The sequence below is a fragment of the Pseudomonadota bacterium genome (assembly GCA_018823285.1).
Lineage (GTDB): Bacteria > Desulfobacterota > Desulfobulbia > Desulfobulbales > JAGXFP01 > JAHJIQ01.
The window spans coordinates 39,686-57,425 of record JAHJIQ010000027.1 but is presented as its reverse complement, the minus strand read 5'-3'; the positions used below and the strand labels follow the sequence as shown (position 1 = coordinate 57,425).

Genomic DNA, 17,740 nt, shown 5'->3' with positions numbered 1-17,740 from the left:
GCGGCGGCCCACGCGTTTGCCCATATTATCTACAAGGCGCTCTTATGGATGTCGGCCGGTTCGGTTCTCTACATGACCGGCAAGAGCAAATGCACCGATCTGGGCGGTCTCTATAAAACCATGCCGTTCACTCTGATCTTCGGCACCATCGGCGCCCTGGCCATCTCCTCTTTTCCCGGGACCAGCGGCTTTACCACCAAGACCCTGATCATTGAAGGGTCGATCCACGAACACCTCTTCTGGGCCTGGCTGGTGCTTGAGATCGCCTCGGCGGGTGTCTTTCTCCATGCCGGGATCAAGTTCCCCTACTTTGTCTTCTTTGCCAAAGACAAGGGGTTACGACCTGGAGAAACCAACCGCTCGATGCTCTTCGCCATGGGCTTTCTCGCCTTTATCTGCATCTTTCTCGGCGTCTATCCGGAACCTCTTTACAATATCCTGCCCTATGAGATGGAAGCATATCACGCCTACACCCCGGCCCACGTCATCACTCAGCTGCAGCTTCTGATGTTCTCGGCCCTGGTCTTCTTCCTCTTCCTGCCGCTCCTGAAACGGACGGAAACCATCGCCCTCGATACCGACTGGTTCTACCGCAAGGGCGGCAGATTGTTCTATGTCCTGATGGACAGGGTCGGTAACGGGATCAACGAGGCGGGGGAGCGGATCCTGATTCAAGGATTTGTCCCCGCCCTTGCCCGGTTCACCCGCAACGGTCCGGCCCATCTGGCAAACCTGGTGATGACCCCGGTCTGGCTTCTCACCCTTGACCCGGCGGAACGGGAGCGGGAAAAGACCCTCCTCTACAAAAACTTCGCCTCCGGGACCATGGGCCTTGCAGTGATGACCATTTTCGTCGCCCTCTTTTTCGGACTGCTGTTTTTTTTCAGCCTTTGATTTGACCACAGAGGACACAGAGAGCACAGAGGTAACGGATACAAGAATTCTCTGTGTCCTCTGTGCCCTCTGTGGTGAGAAAAGTCTTTTCACCCTTCGGGTACTCACTTCAGTACCCCCTTTAGGGGTATAAGTTTCGTACGAGCAGACGAGCTGCTCAACTTAAGCTTGATTACGAGACCATCACATCAAATATGGATCTGGAAAAAATCGTTCAGCATAACTGCAATATCTCCGACGCGAGGGACAGCGGGATATATTCACTCTGTACGATGATCCTGAAGCTCAGGAATCTTTATAAGTGGGAAAAGGGGCTTGAGCCCTGGGACGAACCTGAACCGGCTGAGATCCTCGACTGGATTGAAGGGCGGGAAAACTACTGGGACTCGATCGTCGATGAAGAGTATGGCGTGATCACCATCAACGGCAATCGTTTCGATCCGTTTGACCTTGCCGCCGTCAACGAGAAAATAAAAGAAGACAATCTTGTGTACGGAGCGGGTTACGGGCGTTCGTTAAAATCGGTTTTTTTCCTGGCCGAACTTCTGGAAGAGAGCACAGCTGATGGCTGCCCGGTGCTGATCCTCGGCCGGGAGCTGGCCCGGGAAATGGCGAGCCCCTTTGCGATGCTGCAGGATGGCGCCATTATCATCCGGCGCGAATCCCTGCGCTTCTTTTTCTGGGACCAGGTCCAGGAGATCCGCTCGACCAGCCGGCCTGCCCTCAAACACGCACTGGAACTCCATGGCTGCTGGAAAGATGACCGGCCGGACCGCCAACTGTTCAGAAAGAACCTCGACCGGATCGTCGATCGGGAGATCCCCTCTTTTATTCATCATGAAACCGGGGAATACCACGAAAAGGGGCTCGACAGCACAACCCTGAAAACAATCGTTGCGACATTTCCGGCCTCCGCCATTGAACTCGTCGCCCGGGGCATCAAGGACATCCTGGCCGACACCAATGACAAAGGGATGCTCGGGTATATTATCAAAAACCGCGTTGAAACGTCCCTCGCCTTTTACGTGGGTTTTCTTGATGGCCTGCGCAAACTCCTTACCCCGGAGATCAGCGCGGCCTTCCCGGAGTTCCTCAAAACCCGAGACTGGAGCACCATCGAAAACGCCCGTCAGCTCTGCCGGGAGCGCAATCTGCAAAGGGGTGCGGTGTTGCAGGAAGCGTGTGCGAAATTAAAGAAAGATTCGGCAGAATCAGTGAAATGCTTTATTGAGAAGAAATTACTTAAACCACTGAATTTATAATCTCATAACATACTGTAATTACTATATTATATGTTTGTGATCACCCCCGTCTTTCCGGCATGTTTTCATGCCGGAAAGACAAACCCATCAGCTATTGTTACTCACTTCATTCACATAAAATAAGGAACCACTATGGACTGGCTACTTGACCCGCAGGCCTGGGTCGCCCTCCTGACCCTGACCCTGCTTGAAATCGTGCTCGGCATCGACAACATCATCTTTATTTCCATCCTGGCCGGCAGACTGCCGGAAGCGGAGCGGCAAAAGGGGAGAACGCTGGGACTTGCCCTGGCGATGATCACCAGGATTCTGCTCCTGCTCTCTCTCACCTGGGTCATGGGCTTGACCACCCCCCTGTTTGAAATATTCAGCCGGGAAATATCGGGCCGCAATCTGATCCTGCTCGCCGGCGGGCTCTTCCTGCTCGGCAAAAGCACCCATGAGATCCATAACAGCCTGGAAATACCGGCAGAGACAGGTCAGGAAGAAAGCAAAGCGATCAGTTTTGCCGGGGTGCTTCTCCAGGTGGCGGTGATTGATCTGGTTTTCTCCCTGGACTCGGTCATCACCGCCGTCGGCCTGGCGAACCGGGTCGAAGTCATGATCACCGCAATCGTGGTCGCCGTCGGGGTCATGATGGTGGCCGCCAAGGCGATCGGGGACTTTGTCGACAGCCATCCGACCTTCAAGATCCTCGCCTTGAGTTTCCTGCTCTTGGTCGGCTTTTCCCTGGTCGGCGAAGGCTTCGGGCTCCACATCCCCAAAGGGTATGTCTATTTTGCCATGGCCTTTTCCGCCGGGGTCGAGGTGCTCAACATGAAAGTCCGCACCCGGCCTTCCACCCGGGTGAAACTCCACCGGGCAACCGACGAAATCTGAAGGTGACAAGCCATGAAAAGATGCACCTGGGTGACCGACGACCCCCTCTATATCGACTATCACGACCGGGAATGGGGAGTACCGGTCCATAACGACCGGAAGCTTTTTGAAATGCTCTTGCTCGAAGGGGCGCAGGCCGGATTGAGCTGGCTCACGGTTCTGAAAAGACGGGAAAATTACCGGATCGCCTACGACGATTTCGATCCGGTGAAAATTGCCGCCTGGGACAACGGAAAAATCGCAGCCCTGCTCGAAAATCCCGGGATCATCCGAAACCGGCTGAAGGTGGCCTCGGCAGTCATCAATGCCCGGGCCTGTCTGAAGGTCAGCGAGGAATTCGGCAGTTTCGACGCCTTTCTCTGGTCCTTTGTCAATGGCAGACCGATCCGCAATTCATGGCGGGAGATGGGGCAGATCCCGCCGACCACTCCGGAATCGGACCGGATGAGTAAAGAGCTGAAACGGAGGGGATTCAAATTTGTCGGCTCAACCATCTGCTACGCCTTCATGCAGGCGGTGGGGATGGTGAACGATCATCTGGTGGATTGCTTCAGATATGAAAAATGTAAGGATTGAGATCGCGCCCGACCTCTAGTGTCACCTCGTTTCCGCTTTGCCCGCTCACCGTTTTTCAGGGCAAGCGGCTGCCAGGGCAGAAACCGCTTGGGCATTCGGGGTCGATGACCTGGCCCTTCTGCAGTCCGTCCCACAGGGCGGCCTGCCGGAAGGACTCTTTCTCCAGCCCCACCCGGATTTCCCGGTTTGCCGTTTTCCCGGTCACATCCACCGCAGTCAGTCGGATGATCGGCTCCGGATAATCGGTCGTGTAAAATGAAGAGGGCATGGTGAAAGAGACCCTCGATCCCTCATCGTTCAGCCGGTTGAAATACACCGGGACTCCCGCCACCTGCCGCCATTCGAAGATCAAACTCTCCCGCTTGTCGTCCCGGCTTTTGCTGGCATCGATCACCACCGTCTCCCCGATCCGGTAACGCTCCTTGTCAAGGGCGACCACGATCAGGTCCGGCGGCGGATTACCCGAGGCAACCTGCATCTCCATCTTTCTCTGCTTGGAGGAAACCCCTCTTTTTTTGAACCGGAATTTGAGCTCTTCAAGACCGGCACTGAACGGGTCCGGTTCATAACGATGACGATAGCGATCGAGTCTGGTCAGCTTTCCTTTAAGTCCATCGGCAGATACTTCCACCGTCACATCCTTCATCTGGTCGTCATTTTCTTCGCCCCAGACCGTGCGCCAGTCGATAATGACCGGCTCGGTGCTCAACGCGGCAATTTCCTGATCCCGCGCCTTGAGAACGGGATGTTTCGGTTCGATCACCACCGGCCCGGCCAGCCGGGCGGCAATATCCGGACCGCTGATGGCGACCGCCGCCGGAGCGCTCGCCTGGCTGCCGTCACTGACCCGGTATTCAAACCGGTCCCGGCCGGTAAATTTATTGTCCGCCTGATAGACAAGCTGCGGCGGCTCACCGCTCAAGGTGCCATACTCCGGCGGCGAAACAATCTCATAAACGAGCTTTGCCCCCTCCGGATCACTGGCTTCAAGCCTGATCTCCACCTGTGCGGCATCCGCGGCAATGGAGGCTTCGCCGTTTTTCGCTTCCGGCGGGCGATTGATCATGGCCTGCTGCCCATCATAACCGCTGCCTGTAACACCTTCCTGGTCCGGCAGGAGAATTGCCGGCTCGCCACCCCGATGACCGATCGAATTCATGATCAGCCCCACGCCGCCGATCACCAACAGGAGGAGAAAAACCCCGATCGCCGCCTTTTTGATGTTGATCTTCGCCAGTATCGCCGGAATGAAAGATCCGGCGGCGGGCTTCTTCTCTGAAACCGTCGGCGTGCTTAATACGGTGGCATCTTCAGAAATATCGCGGGGTGGTGGCTGTTTAGGTGATGGCTGCTTAGGTGGCGCCGCCACCGGTTCCTCGGCAAAAAGATCATCCAGCGGGGTGTCATCCACCGCCTGCAGGGCCTCATCTTCCTCAAGGGAGTCCAGGATCTCGTCTCCGAAATCAAATTCATCATCCAGCTCCGAACCATCGAACTCCTCATCTCCGGTATCAACCCCGAGCACTTCTTCAAAATCAACGGCTTCCGGTGTAAAGGGCCCTGCAGCTGCTCCGCTGGAAATTTCCGCAAAAGGATCCTCGCCCTTTTCTCCAGCCGGTTCAGCGCTGGCTGCCCCGGGAACGCTGTTGCCAAGAAGGGCATCAATGTCCGACTGATCAAGACCTGCATCCGGATCACCACCACCTTGAACCGGATCTGCTGCACTCGGCGCTGCCGCACTGTCAAAACTGTCGCCGAGCAGGGCGTCAATGCTTGCCTGGTCCAGCTCTTCCTCTTCTACAATCCCGCCACTGGACACCGGAGGGTTTTCCTGCCCGGTCCCGTGTTCGCCGGACTCAAAACTGTCGAACAGTTCATCAAAATCCGCCTGCCCGTTGTCGGCTGTATCAATTTCGTCATTCGACTCATTGAAATCATTCAGCCAGTCGTCGTTTTCCGGTATTTTTTTTTCTTCGTCTGCCATAAAATCTCTCCAGCGGTAATGCGCTCAGCCGCTGATGAAGGTGTGCAAGGCCCGGTAAAGCAGTTCGGACATTTCAACGTTGATCACGTAAGATCTTCTTTCCCCGCGGACATTGACGGCGTCAATGTGGATGCGCAGGTATCCGTCCAGCTCCTGGAGGATCCCGCCGATCTTCTGGCGCTGACCCACTCCTTCCATGACCAGCTTTGATAACGAATCATTGCTGACCCTGGCGGCCATCTGGTCGGCAATGGTGATTCCGAGCGCGGTTACCCTGCGCCCGGGCAGCTCACCGACAACCTCCAGGGGGAGAACATCGACCGTTCCGGGGGAGAAAAAATTATAGAAATGGTCCATCGCATTGCCACACACCGCTTCCACCAGCTCGGGGAGGGAGGCGTAATTCCCGGACAGCGCTCCCGTTTCGCCGGCTGCGCTTCCAGTGTCCGTCACCACAGACTTTTCGGTCGGGACATTCGGTTCCCCCTTGTCCATGGAGGCAATGCTGCTCCCGGCAAAAAACCCGCATCCAAGAACTGCCGCCAGACCCGGAATGAACAGCCATCTCATTGCTTCTGCTCTCATTTTCTCCCTCCGCTCAATGGCTCACCCCTCTGACCGCGATCTTGAAAGGCTCCTCGGTCCGCCTGAACATCCCGACCAGTTCGCGGTTCATCGGCAGAACATGCCGCCATGAGGTCTTGATCAGGCCGGTGTTCAGATCGACCATCCGCCCCTGAACAATGAGGGTTTTGACCGTATTGCTGAAGGTGGAGACCACCACGTAGTCGATTTCCGGAGAGACATAGGCCAGTTCGCCGATATTTCTCGACATGATGAATTCACCGGTCCGGGGCAGAATATTGATCTCTCTACCCAGCCGCAGCTCGGTCACCTTCAGGCCCCGGTCGGCCAGATCGGTCAAGAGATATTCCCCAATGATCCGGCCGAATTCCGTCTCCCGTTTGAAGTCGGCAAGCGGGACCGCACCCACCACCGCCACTCTCGCGGTATTCAGTTTTTCGCCATCTTCCTTCAGCTGGTAATACACCTTGCCGGCAATCTCTTTGGAGATCTCGGCAAGCAGCGCTTCGGTCCCATAGGCCGTGGATGTATCCGGCATATAGCGGTAATACCGGTAGTCCACAGGCGCCCGCCGACCGCTGATCCGCCGGCGGTCTTCCCGGCTGATCTCATCCTGGAGCTCCCGGACCACCTGGTTGGCATTCCGCTCTTCCTGGATCGTGGTGATGGTTTTCTTGACCACTCCGGGCACATCAACCTTGTCCACCGCTTCCTGAACAATGGCGGGGACATTCACCTCATCCACCACCGTTTTTGCGATTCTTTTGGCCCGGGCCTGCTCTCTGGCCTCGATCTTTGCCGCGCATGAACTGGTGAAAAGCATCACCAGCACAAGACCAGCCGCCTGATACACCTGGTATTTTCTCATCCCGATCTCCCGTGTTCTCACATTTCCAGTTTCTTCAGATACACAACCCCTGGTTTTCCCTTGGCCAGTGAAGCGCGATCAGACAACATTGCCGTGGTCAGCCGGTTACCCCGGAAAACCACGGTGGCGCTGGCAAGCAGCACCGCGTTGCGGTTATCGACGATCCGGGCGTTGATCATGACATCACCATCGGCTTCAGTATAGGTTCCGGTCAGCATGGCATCAGCGGCAATGGCGCTCCCTGTTTCAGCAGGATCTCTGGACAGGCCGTATTCACCCCGTCTTTCCTGCATCAGGATGCTGGCGGTTTTTCTGATCTCAACCACCCGGTAATAACGTCTCTGCATTTCTCCCATCAGTTGTTCGGAAAGGTATCTGCCGAAGGAAGAGGTCCGGGAAAGCTTTTTCAAATCGACAAAGCTTAAGACGATCACCCCGCCGCCCAGATCACCGAACTCCGGATCCGGCTCATCGAGGCTTGCCACAAGGTCTTCGGCCAGCATGCTGATCGCCTCCTGCAACTCTCTTCCAGGCACCACTTCGGGAAGCTCAGTCACCGGGTTTTTCTGCACATCTTTCGCCTGATCTACTCCCATCACTCCATCTACCGGCCAGAAAGCCCGGGCGGAAATCGGGATGAAAATTGCTGAGAGAATCCCAAGGGTGATCATCATGAAAAAAACCCGCATTCGTCCTTGAACTTGCATAAGCCGCCACTCTCCTTTATTTATATCTCTGCGGAAGGGCGAAAATCATGGTCGCACCTCCATCCGCCGGATAACCGGTTTTCTACTCAGTCATCGGAAAGAACGCGGCGGTTCTTTAATAAAATCGTCGAGCCACGAAGATTTGTCGGTCTCGTAAATGCCACGAGACGGACGGCCAGTGCTGTCTAACTTATTGATTTATCGTTGACCGATTTGGACGTATACGACTTTTTACGAATGCATCAAGATTTCGGAGCAAAACAAATCCATGACCGACGACCGGGAATCACTGCTGGCCGATGAGCTGCTGATCGTCAGGCACTCGGGTGAAATCCCTGAAGTCGCCCTGCACGGCGCCATCTACTTCCTGACCGAAGATCCGGATGGACCAGGTCTTGTCCTTGAAGAAAAGGAGCTTCGGAAGTTGAAGAAAATGGTTGTTGACCGCTATCGGGAGATCATCCACCGCGACCTCAACCCCGACAACCGCGACAAGAGCCTTTACCGGGGGATTGCAAGATGTATCGCCAACTGGCGGAGGCTGGAAAAATTCTGCGGTGCGGAAAGTTTTGATCTGACGTCGATTCACACAGAGGTCAGGGAAGCGCTGCTTTCTTTCCTGCAAACCGAAGCCTGTGATGTGGAAACAAAACAATGCTGTTCTTCGGTCAACTGTAGCAGCGGGGAACTTGAATGTTTTCTGGAAACCCTGGCGCTTGACGGAGAGTCGCTGCCCGATGGGTGGCAGAAACTCTGTAGCGAGGAGACCGGTTGAGCCGTTTGAACCGTTTGAACTGTTCTTCTACTGGATTTTCTCTTTGGCCTTCCGGTAGTTTTCGTGAAACTCTTTATTGTTCGGCCATTTAGTGATTGCCTTGTTGAAAAAAAAGATGGCCGATTTGTAATCGCCTTTCTTGAAATATTCCGACCCGGCCAGATTGAATTTCTGCGCCTCCCGCTGCCTTTCCTTTAAGGCTTCATCCTCCTCGGAATACGGGGTTGAGGTGACCGGCTGCCCCTTTTTATACACTACCATGAACCTTTGTTTGTCTTTGGAAATAAAAACCCCCTCGCCGTCGGGAACCCCGTCGGCGAACCTGCCGGAAAAGGAAGATCCGTCAGCCCACTGATAAACGCCGGTGCCGTTCAGGCAGTTGCCCTCCCGGCAATAACCACCCCAGGCGGTTGATGCGGACAAAAGAATAATCAGGACCAAGAAGAGAGTCTTTTTCATCACTTTTCCCCTCCAATGATGCAACAGAAAGAGAAGCTTCGAACCATTTAACAACTGTTACCGCCCATAAACCTTCCGTGAAAAAATCCTCAATTGTGTTGTTATTCTCAGAATACCAAAAACCGGAAGTCCAGGACAAAAAAACTTCGGCTTATTCCCTGATTCTTTCGATCAGAGAAGTGGTAGAAAAATTATCTACCAGCGGAATGCTTAAAACCTTGCCGCCGGCGGCAACAACCTCCGCCGCACCGACGATCTGCGAAACCGGCCAGTCACCCCCCTTGACCAGAACATCGGGCATCAGTTCCATAATCAGTTTCAGGGGGGTGTCTTCGGCAAAGAGCACCACATGATCGACACATCCCAGGGCGGCAAGCACCCTGGCACGGGATTGTTCATCGTTGTACGGTCGTTCCGGGCTCTTGTTCAGCATCCGCACCGATGCATCATTGTTCAGCCCGACCACCAGACAATCCCCCAGCCGCCGCGCCTCTTCGAGATAGGTCACATGGCCCCGGTGCAGAATGTCAAAGCAGCCGTTGGTAAACACCACCCGCCGGCCCATCGCCTTGTAGCGGGTGATGACGGGCTTAAGCTCCGCCAGGGTGGTTATCTTGCCGCCATCATGAAACCGGTAGGGGGCGGGGGCGACCGAAGTAAACAGCCGCCGGCTGCGGGAAAGGAGCGCGGGATCAAGATCAACCAGAATCGTTGCCGGATCGATTCCGGCTTCGGCGAGGACGGTGCCGTCGGGCGCGACGATCATGGAATGGCCCCCGAACTCGGTGTTGTCGGTGGTGCCGCATCGGTTGCAGCCGATCACAAACACCTGGTTCTCAATCGCTCTCGCCCGGAGCAGGGTCCGCCAGTGCTCCCGGCGGGCCGCCGGCCACTGGCCGCTGACCACCAATAGACCCGCCCCTTCCGCCGTCTGGCTGCGGGCCAGATCGGGAAAGCGAAGATCAAAACAGACCAGGCCACCCAGCACCCCCAGCGTGGTTGAAACAGCCCGAGGCTCATCTCCCGGAGTGAAATAGTCCGCTTCACCCATGGGTGCGAAAAGCTGCTGTTTACGCATTTTGCCGAGGACTCCTGCCGGACCGACAATGTACAGGGTGTTGTGAATTGCCGGGCCACCCGGGGTCTCTGCCGATTCAGGAATGGAGCCGACCAGATACAGATCTTGCTCCGCCGCCAGTTCCTGCATGATTTCAAGGATCCGGCCGTTCTCTGCGGCATGACCGGCAAGCCCGGGATAATCAAAACCGGCAGCCCAGAGCTCCGGCAGGACCACCACGGCCGGCTCATCGCCTTTCAGCCCGGCAAGCGCGGCCCGGACCCGGGCAAGATTGTGCCCGGAATCACCCAGCCGCACGTCAAACTGGATAAATCCACCCCTGCATTTTTGCAACAGCTCTTCCTTCAAAATCACACCTGTGGCTGACCGCCGGTTAACTGATGATCCCCGTTCCTGAAACAGGACACCGTTTTATATAAACCCATTCCCGAACGCGAAGCAAAAACAATCTGTACCCGGGCCACTTCATAATTTGCACTGAATTTGTATCCACTTCTCTGAACAACAAAAAGCCGACTCATCATAATGTGTCGGCTTTTAAACATCGCACGAGAATAGTCTCCGGTAAAAACAGGTATCTCTATTCTATTCTGATCCACAAATACCCATCGTTGCTCCTGGTGAAATTATGCTATTCCTGAACGACAAGACCATTAAGAACAGATAACCCACGTCGGGTAAAAACCCTCACCGGACCTGCTGTTTTCAAACCTCCGATGGTAAAACCGGTTGCATCTGAGAGCCTTACACAAACAAGATTTTGCGTTGCCCCATCGAGGGACCGGTTCTCAGTGTCACCGCCAAGCCCTCTCCCCGAAATATTACCATCAATTGAACGCATTTCGATTTCCCCGGCAAGATTACGCGCTTCCATGTTGCCGTCGATCCCCCGGCCTTCGCTGTCGCCTCCCAGATTCCGACCGGTCATATCACCACCCACGCCTCGATTTTCCGTATCGCCGCCAAGACCACGCCGCTCTATATCACCATCGACATTCCGCTGCTGAGTATCTCCACCGATGACGCGTCCTTCCGCTCCCCCCCCCAGACTGCGCACTTCAATGTTTCCCCCAAGCGCCCGCTCCTCGGTATAACCCCCGTATAGATGCGGATCAACACACTCCGGCACAGGCACATAGGCGTAGCTGCCGACAAAAACAACCGGGGCTTTAAATCTTTCATATATTTCTGCAAGCTCCGTCTCTTTCGTAACCACAGCCACCGGAACCAGTCTCCCGGTAAGCTGCACCTCGTTGGCCGGGATCATTGCACAACCTATACATAAATGTAAGCAAAACGCTCTGATGATTAAAGAGTTTATCTGACAACATTTCATTATTCCCATCCCCGCCAACTGGCTAATAACTTAATTCCACAACAGGCATGGTTACCGTTTTCCTTTCATCACTTTTTGCCTTGGTCATGACAACGGTTCTGGTCGAAGATCCACCATTGCCGTTGCGGTAGTCAGCATAGGGAACGCCATCAATACTGAGAATAAAATCTCCAACCGCAAGCCCGTTATCCGCTGCGGGAGAACCTGGATACACACCTTCTATCCGTCCTGTTTTTTTGTTAAAGTGAAACCCCGTTCCCTGAAAGCTGATTTTTTTCGTAAAAGGCATGTCTGAAAGCCACAGAATCCAGGAATGGGTTTTACTGTCGACCGGATTCGACCCGGTATACCAATTGGTCCTGAAATTAATCGGCTCATAGACAACGCTTATCTTGCCGCCGAGGGCAGCCTTTATATAGCTGTCAGGTATCTGGATCTGATACGATCTCGACGCCGGGCCGGTAGCATTCACATGGGCTTTTCCGAGAAACAATACTCCAAAGAGTTTCTGTTCAACTCCAGGGACGGTGACCATTACTTTCCGGGCACCTCTGGAGACGGCCGTATCAAAATAATCTATGGTCTTTTTGGCGCCGTTGTTTGCCCAATCATTACCACTGCAGAAGTCACAGTAGAGAACACCCCGGCCGTCCTTCTGCGCCCACCACATGCTGGTGCTTTGAAAGGGTGGTGTAAATACCTCGCCGGAGACAAGCCTGAATCCACCCATCACATCTTCAATGACGACTCCCGGGGTTACTATTTTCCCATATTCAATATCTCGAACATAATCTTTGGGCAACTGAACAACAGCACAGCCACCGGCAAAAAAAAGGAAAAAGACAAAACAGACAAAAACCCCAAAAACCTTTCTTGAAGCGACCGATGAATTCATTAAAACCTCCCAAATATTTAAGTTGCGTTTTTGACTATTTTTATTGCCTGGAAAAGAAGCCCTTTTTATCGATATACATCAAAAAAATGATTATGCCGACTAACACAGGTAATTCCCGCGAAAAGTTTTTCCACATTTGCCCGGGAAGTTCAATCTTTTCGTAACCTTGTTTCTGTGGTATTAAATCCACCGGCGTTTGGCACGTATTTGCAGGAAAGAAAAAAGACCCTGCGAGGTCCGTTTTCTGCAAGACAATGTCTCCGGTTTTCAGGAACTGTAAAAACCGACCTGTCATTGTACTTATTTACCGGATATCCTTTCCACCTTCCTCGAGGGTCATGAAACCGAACAAACTCGCCAAGAAGTTGCGCAAGCAAAGACAGAAGACGGCTTTCATGCCGGTGAACACCCTGTCTTTTCAGCTTTACAGCGCCGGGAAAACGGCGGAAGCGGCAAACGCCTCTTTGCGGGAACTGCAGGCGGACCCCAAAAATCCGACCGCCCTGTTCGTCCGGGGTCAATTGCTGAGAGACCAGGGGCAGGACCAGGAGGCCATCGAGCTGTTCAGCCGGGCGCTCGCTGCAAAACCGAATTTCGCCGAGGCCCTTTTTGCCCTGGGATGCACTTACACCCGGATGGGTCGGAACCGGGAAGCGATTCCCTGCTTCAAAAAAATTGTTACCCTCGGCATTGAGAGCCCGCTCCTTTTCAATGTCATGGGCAATGCCCATAAAGATTGCGGCGAGATCGACACGGCCATCAACTGCTACAAAAAAGGACTGCACCTTGACCCTGATTTCTATCAGGCGCATTTCAATCTCGGCAATGCCTTTCATGCAGACGGGAAGATCCAGGAATCAATCGCCTGCTTCAAAAAAGCCCTTTCGATCAACAACGAGTACTATCTGGCATTGGACAATCTGGGAACCATCTATGACGACCTCGGCAATTATGAGGAGGCGGTCAGCTGTTACAATCGCTCCATCAGAATCAACAGCGCCAATCCGGTAGCGCACAATAACCTGGCAAATGTCTTGAGAAATGGTGGCCTCCTGGAAGAGGCCGAAAAAAGCTGCCTGAAAGCCCTCGACCTGAACAGCAATTTTCCCGCCGCCTACAAGAATCTCGGGACAATTTGCCATGAAATGGGGAGAGAGACGGAAGCCGTCGCCGGATATCGTAAGTCCCTTGCCCTTGCCCCCGACCACCGCACCCACTCGAACCTTTTATCGAGCCTGAATTATCTGGAGGATGTGTCTCAGGAAGAAATCTATTCGGAATCGCTGCGCTGGGATGCGCTCTACGCGCCGGAATCAACTGTTGCAGGGCAGGGCGCCGCCCCTCATTTCGCGGGCGGCCGTCGGTTGAAGATCGGCTACGTTTCTCCGGACTTCTGTGATCATTCGGTCTCGTATTTCATTGACCCGGTCCTGCACTCCCACCATCGGGAACATTTCGAAGTGTATTGCTACGCCAATGTAAAAAAACCCGATGCGATCACCAGCCGCCTCAGGGACGCCGCCGACCACTGGCGTGATATTTTCGGGATGAACGACCCGGCGGTCGTTTCACTGATCAAAAAAGACGGGATCGACATTCTGGTCGACCTGGCCGGCCACACCCGGGACAACCGGCTGCTGGTCTTTGCCGGAATACCGGCCCCGGTCCGGATCACCTGGCTCGGCTATCCGAACACCACCGGGATGAAAGCTCTTCAGTATCGGCTGACCGACGGTGTTGCCGATCCTCCGGGTGATGCCGACAGGTTCCACAGCGAAAAGCTGCTCCGCCTGCCCCAGGGTTTTCTCTGTTACCAGCCCGACCCGGCGGCCCCGGAAGTAAGCCCGGCGCCCTGCCTGGAGAAAGGCGGGATCACCTTCGGCTCCTTCAACAACCTGGCGAAAGTCACCGACCGGGTCATCCGCCTCTGGGCGGAGATCCTCCTTGCCGTGCCCGGCTCCCGGCTTCTTCTGAAAAGCAGGGCCCTCGGAGACCGGAAGTCACGGAAACGCTACCTCGCCTTGTTCGGTGAGGCCGGAATCACCGAAGACCGCCTGGAGCTTCTCGGCATGCTGCCGGACAAGGCCGACCATCTTGGCCTCTACCGGAACATCGACATCGCTCTTGATCCCTTTCCCTACAACGGGACCACTACCACCTTTGAGGCGCTGTGGATGGGGGTTCCGGTGGTGACTCTGCGCGGAGAGCGGCATGCCGGAAGGGTCGGCGCCAGCATCATGCATCATGCCGGACTTGAAAAATTGGTTGCAGAATCAACGCAGGAGTATAAAACTCTGGCCATCGCGCTTGCCGAAGACAGAACCCGGTTGGCGGAATTGCGGAATAGCCTGCGGGAAAAACTGCAGCAGTCACCTCTTCTCGACGGGCAGCGATTTACCGAGAGTCTCGAAGAGTGTTACCGAAAAGCAGTAGCGGAATACTGTTGATTCGTTCACAAAAAGTCGACAACCATTGTTGGAGCTCACTTCGACAAGCTCAGCATGAACGTTCATGAACTCCCCCGCTGCAGCTCGCGAAGACTTTTAGCCCGGAATGACGGGTTGTTGATGATGTCATGCCGGACCTGATCCGGCATCCAGGATTTTACACATAATCGAGGTGTTTTGAGCATGACCAGAAAAGTCCAGTTTCTGCCGGACAATGTCACCATTGAAGTTCCCGAGGGCGAAAACCTCCTCGCCGCCGCCGCCAACGCAGGTGTTTATATCCACGCCTATTGCGGCGGGGACGGGGTCTGCGGCAAGTGCAAAATAAAAATCGAAAAAGGGGAGGTCGGCGTCGAAGGCCCGCCGCCGAACAGCAAAGGATTCCGTCTCGCCTGCCAGACCACGGTCAGAGGTGACCTGGTGGTTTCCGTCCCGGAAGAGATCAAAAAGGGCGGCCAGGCCCTGCAGAGAAAGCCCAAGACCACCCGGGCGATCTCGGCCCGCTCCATGGCGGATCTGGTGGGCAAATGGGAGCTTGACCCGCCGGTTGAAAAACGGTTCCTGAAACTTGACCCGCCGTCCCAGGATGACAACTCACCCGATCTGCAACGGCTGCTGAGGGCCATCCGCAAAGGGTGCTACGACTGCGCCGAACCAACCTACGACCATCCGCAGCTCCTCCAGGAACTGCCCTTCATTCTCCGGGAAGCCAACTGGGAAGTGACGGTCATCGTTCTCCGGGGCAAGAGGGCGGAAGAGCCGGACCGGATCATCGCCGTGGAACCGGGCGACACCAGCAGCCGTCTGTACGGGCTCGCCTTAGACATCGGCACCACCACCGTCTGCGGCCTGCTGATCAATCTCACCACCGGCCAGGTCATCGCCGAAGCCTCATCGTACAACGACCAGATCCGCTACGGCGAGGATGTCATCTCCCGGATCATCTACTCGCAAAGGCCGGGCGGTCTGGCAACACTCCAGGAACAGGTGGTGCGGACCATCAACCGGGTGGTGGAAACGGTCTGCCGCCAGGCGATCATCAGCCCGAGCGACATCAGCTACATCATGGCCGCGGGAAACACCGTGATGAGCCAGCTGCTGCTGGCGATCAACCCGAAATTCCTGCGCGAGGCGCCCTATGTGCCGACCTGCAGCCAGATGCCCCTGACCCGGGCCGCCGCCCTCGGGGTTTACGCCCATCCTTCGGTGCGCCTCTTTCTCTATCCTTCCATCGCGAGCTATGTGGGCGGCGATATCGTGGCCGGGGTCCACGCCTGCCAGATGCATAAAAGCAGCGAGAACACCCTGTTCATCGATATCGGCACCAACGGCGAGATCGTGGTCGGCAACAAGGACTGGATGGCCTGCGCGGCCTGCTCGGCAGGCCCGGCCTTTGAAGGCGGCGGGATCAAGCACGGGATGCGGGCGAACTCCGGGGCCATTGAAAATTTTCACATCCACCCGGAAACCCTCGATCCGATGATCATCACCATCGACCGTTCCAAACCCTGCGGGATCTGTGGCTCCGGGCTGATCAGCATCGTCTCCGAACTGCTGGAAGCGGGGGTCATCGACCAGCAGGGTAAATTCAACCGCACCCTCGACCACCCCCGGATCCGCAAGGGAGGCGACGGCATGGAATACGTCCTCGCCTGGGCCGGAGACTCCCTTACCGGAGAAGACATCGTCATTACCGAGGTCGATCTCGACAACCTGATCCGGGCCAAGGGCGCCATGTATGCCGGCTACCTGACCCTCCTCGAATCGGTCGGGATGACCTTCACCGATCTCGACCGGGTGGTCCTGGCCGGAAATTTCGGCGCCTACATCGATCTCGAACGGGCGATCTGCATCGGCCTCTTGCCCGACGTGGAGCGGGAGAAATTCTACTATCTCGGCAACGCCTCACTCACCGGCTGCCAGATCAGCCTGATCGACCATAAACGTTTCCGGGAAAGGGTCGAGGTCAGCAAGCTGATCACCAACATGGAGCTCAGTGAAAACCCCCAGTTCATGGGCCACTACATGGCGGCCCTGTTTCTGCCCCACACCGACATGTCCCTGTTCCCGACGGTGAAAACCAAACTGCCGGGAGGAAAAGGCTAACCCGCCCCAGCGATGGCTTTCGACATTGAATATGACCTGAATATCTGCCTCACGGTCAGAAAGTGGGACGCTTCCTGCGTTGATTTCCTGAAGTGTGTGTATCAGACTGAAGGTTCCCTTGCCTTTCAGGTCATCGTCGTCGACCAGGCAGCACCAACCCGGCCGGCTGAAATCCCGGCAAGGTTTCCGGAACTTGTCCTTTTTGATAATAATGGTGCAGCCGCCACCCCAACCGCTCTGAACAACGGTCTTAGACTCGCCCATGGAAGGTATGCCGCACTCTGGGATACGGAGATCCGTCCTGACCCGGCATGCTTTGAAAAGCTGATCCGTTTTATGGACATGAATCCCGATGCGGGAATTTGCGGCCCGAAGATCATTGCAGAAAATCGTTCTGCAATCCCTTCTTCCGGACAGTTCCCTCCTCTGTTGCCCATGCTCCTGAATTGCCGAATGCCGAGCCAACAACCGATCAATCTCGACAATATTCCCCGCGAAGTTGACTGGTTGAACGCAAAAGCCATGATTGTCCGGCGTGAAGTGTTTACCGACACCGGACTCCTTGATGAGGGATTTACTTGCGCCATGTTTGATCTCGACCTCTGCCGCCGGGCGAAAAAACACGGCTGGCATCTCTGGCATTTTCCGGATGCGACCGCATCAATCGGTTGCCCGCAAAATATGGATTCCGGAAACAAGCTGCATGGGGGAGATGTCCTGAGGCTGTTTCTGAAAAAATATTTCCTGCCTGCCGAAACGAATTGAAAGGAAACAAAGCCTGAAAACGAAAATCCGGTAATCCTTAAAAAATACTCCTCAGTAACAACCAGCGGGGCCGACATCGGGAAATGACACCTCCCGAATCGGCCCTTAATTATTTTCACCCCGA

Annotated in this window: 16 protein-coding genes; 8 read left to right on the top strand and 8 right to left on the bottom strand. The window is 55.1% G+C overall.

Annotation, left to right across the window (positions count from 1 at the left end; translation table 11 throughout):
• The 4 genes from KKG35_07560 to KKG35_07545 form a co-directional block, all read left to right on the top strand.
• The coding region (locus KKG35_07560; protein ID MBU1737986.1) for a Na+/H+ antiporter subunit D at positions 1–894 on the top strand (894 nt) is incomplete at its 5' end.
• A 194-nt stretch (positions 895–1,088) separates the two neighbouring features.
• Positions 1,089–2,156, top strand: coding sequence for a hypothetical protein (locus KKG35_07555; protein ID MBU1737985.1), 1,068 nt, complete (start codon positions 1,089–1,091; stop codon positions 2,154–2,156).
• A 132-nt stretch (positions 2,157–2,288) separates the two neighbouring features.
• Positions 2,289–3,035 carry a TerC family protein gene (locus tag KKG35_07550; protein MBU1737984.1) on the top strand — a complete coding sequence of 249 codons (747 nt, stop codon included), beginning with the start codon at positions 2,289–2,291 and terminating at the stop codon, positions 3,033–3,035.
• Positions 3,036–3,047: 12 nt separating this feature from the next.
• A complete protein-coding gene (locus tag KKG35_07545; GenBank protein ID MBU1737983.1) occupies positions 3,048–3,611 on the top strand; it encodes a DNA-3-methyladenine glycosylase I in 564 nt (187 codons plus the stop codon).
• Between the two features lie 55 nt (positions 3,612–3,666).
• On the opposite strand, the gene KKG35_07540 is transcribed toward KKG35_07545, so the two are convergent.
• From KKG35_07540 to KKG35_07525, 4 genes are all read right to left on the bottom strand, one after another.
• Entirely contained in the window at positions 3,667–5,595 is a 1,929-nt protein-coding gene (locus tag KKG35_07540) for a hypothetical protein (protein ID MBU1737982.1), read from the bottom strand.
• A 24-nt stretch (positions 5,596–5,619) separates the two neighbouring features.
• Entirely contained in the window at positions 5,620–6,180 is a 561-nt protein-coding gene (locus tag KKG35_07535; protein ID MBU1737981.1) for a hypothetical protein, read from the bottom strand.
• A 13-nt stretch (positions 6,181–6,193) separates the two neighbouring features.
• Positions 6,194–7,003, bottom strand: coding sequence for a hypothetical protein (locus KKG35_07530; protein MBU1737980.1), 810 nt, complete (start codon positions 7,001–7,003; stop codon positions 6,194–6,196).
• A 62-nt stretch (positions 7,004–7,065) separates the two neighbouring features.
• Positions 7,066–7,755, bottom strand: a complete 690-nt coding sequence (locus KKG35_07525) for a hypothetical protein (GenBank protein ID MBU1737979.1) — start codon at positions 7,753–7,755, stop codon at positions 7,066–7,068.
• Positions 7,756–8,023: 268 nt separating this feature from the next.
• Here KKG35_07525 and KKG35_07520 point away from each other — a divergent pair, with 268 nt between their 5' ends.
• On the top strand, positions 8,024–8,530 hold the full coding sequence (locus KKG35_07520; GenBank protein ID MBU1737978.1) for a hypothetical protein: 507 nt from the start codon (positions 8,024–8,026) through the stop codon (positions 8,528–8,530).
• A gap of 27 nt (positions 8,531–8,557) precedes the next feature.
• On the opposite strand, the gene KKG35_07515 is transcribed toward KKG35_07520, so the two are convergent.
• The 4 genes from KKG35_07515 to KKG35_07500 all read right to left on the bottom strand — a co-directional run bounded on the left by KKG35_07515 (position 8,558) and on the right by KKG35_07500 (position 11,938).
• Positions 8,558–8,989 carry a hypothetical protein gene (locus tag KKG35_07515; protein ID MBU1737977.1) on the bottom strand — a complete coding sequence of 144 codons (432 nt, stop codon included), beginning with the start codon at positions 8,987–8,989 and terminating at the stop codon, positions 8,558–8,560.
• Between the two features lie 151 nt (positions 8,990–9,140).
• Positions 9,141–10,400 (bottom strand): D-glycero-beta-D-manno-heptose 1-phosphate adenylyltransferase, encoded by a 1,260-nt coding sequence (rfaE2, locus tag KKG35_07510; protein ID MBU1737976.1) that lies wholly within the window; start codon positions 10,398–10,400, stop codon positions 9,141–9,143.
• 298 nt (positions 10,401–10,698) lie between these two features.
• Positions 10,699–11,334, bottom strand: a complete 636-nt coding sequence (locus KKG35_07505; protein MBU1737975.1) for a hypothetical protein — start codon at positions 11,332–11,334, stop codon at positions 10,699–10,701.
• 91 nt (positions 11,335–11,425) lie between these two features.
• On the bottom strand, positions 11,426–11,938 hold the full coding sequence (locus tag KKG35_07500; protein ID MBU1737974.1) for a PDZ domain-containing protein: 513 nt from the start codon (positions 11,936–11,938) through the stop codon (positions 11,426–11,428).
• 698 nt (positions 11,939–12,636) lie between these two features.
• Here KKG35_07500 and KKG35_07495 point away from each other — a divergent pair.
• From KKG35_07495 to KKG35_07485, 3 genes are all read left to right on the top strand, one after another.
• Positions 12,637–14,745: a tetratricopeptide repeat protein gene (locus KKG35_07495; protein ID MBU1737973.1), complete on the top strand. Its 2,109-nt coding sequence runs from the start codon at positions 12,637–12,639 to the stop codon at positions 14,743–14,745.
• A gap of 183 nt (positions 14,746–14,928) precedes the next feature.
• Entirely contained in the window at positions 14,929–16,851 is a 1,923-nt protein-coding gene (locus KKG35_07490) for a DUF4445 domain-containing protein (GenBank protein ID MBU1737972.1), read from the top strand.
• 12 nt (positions 16,852–16,863) lie between these two features.
• On the top strand, positions 16,864–17,616 hold the full coding sequence (locus KKG35_07485; protein ID MBU1737971.1) for a glycosyltransferase: 753 nt from the start codon (positions 16,864–16,866) through the stop codon (positions 17,614–17,616).
• The last annotated feature ends 124 nt before the right edge of the window (positions 17,617–17,740 follow it).

What these genes read in the sequence shown, in the direction of transcription:
- KKG35_07550 (MBU1737984.1), top strand. Translation starts at nt 2,289, where the DNA reads ATGGACTGGCTACTTGACCCGCAGGCCTGGGTCGCCCTCCTGACCCTG.
- KKG35_07535 (MBU1737981.1), bottom strand. Translation starts at nt 6,180, where the DNA reads ATGAGAGCAGAAGCAATGAGATGGCTGTTCATTCCGGGTCTGGCGGCA.
- KKG35_07515 (MBU1737977.1), bottom strand. Translation starts at nt 8,989, where the DNA reads ATGAAAAAGACTCTCTTCTTGGTCCTGATTATTCTTTTGTCCGCATCA.
- KKG35_07490 (MBU1737972.1), top strand. Translation starts at nt 14,929, where the DNA reads ATGACCAGAAAAGTCCAGTTTCTGCCGGACAATGTCACCATTGAAGTT.
- KKG35_07505 (MBU1737975.1), bottom strand. Translation starts at nt 11,334, where the DNA reads ATGATCCCGGCCAACGAGGTGCAGCTTACCGGGAGACTGGTTCCGGTG.
- KKG35_07525 (MBU1737979.1), bottom strand. Translation starts at nt 7,755, where the DNA reads ATGCAAGTTCAAGGACGAATGCGGGTTTTTTTCATGATGATCACCCTT.
- KKG35_07485 (MBU1737971.1), top strand. Translation starts at nt 16,864, where the DNA reads ATGGCTTTCGACATTGAATATGACCTGAATATCTGCCTCACGGTCAGA.
- KKG35_07500 (MBU1737974.1), bottom strand. Translation starts at nt 11,938, where the DNA reads ATGGTCACCGTCCCTGGAGTTGAACAGAAACTCTTTGGAGTATTGTTT.
- KKG35_07540 (MBU1737982.1), bottom strand. Translation starts at nt 5,595, where the DNA reads ATGGCAGACGAAGAAAAAAAAATACCGGAAAACGACGACTGGCTGAAT.
- KKG35_07545 (MBU1737983.1), top strand. Translation starts at nt 3,048, where the DNA reads ATGAAAAGATGCACCTGGGTGACCGACGACCCCCTCTATATCGACTAT.
- KKG35_07495 (MBU1737973.1), top strand. Translation starts at nt 12,637, where the DNA reads ATGAAACCGAACAAACTCGCCAAGAAGTTGCGCAAGCAAAGACAGAAG.
- KKG35_07520 (MBU1737978.1), top strand. Translation starts at nt 8,024, where the DNA reads ATGACCGACGACCGGGAATCACTGCTGGCCGATGAGCTGCTGATCGTC.
- KKG35_07530 (MBU1737980.1), bottom strand. Translation starts at nt 7,003, where the DNA reads ATGCTTTTCACCAGTTCATGCGCGGCAAAGATCGAGGCCAGAGAGCAG.
- KKG35_07555 (MBU1737985.1), top strand. Translation starts at nt 1,089, where the DNA reads ATGGATCTGGAAAAAATCGTTCAGCATAACTGCAATATCTCCGACGCG.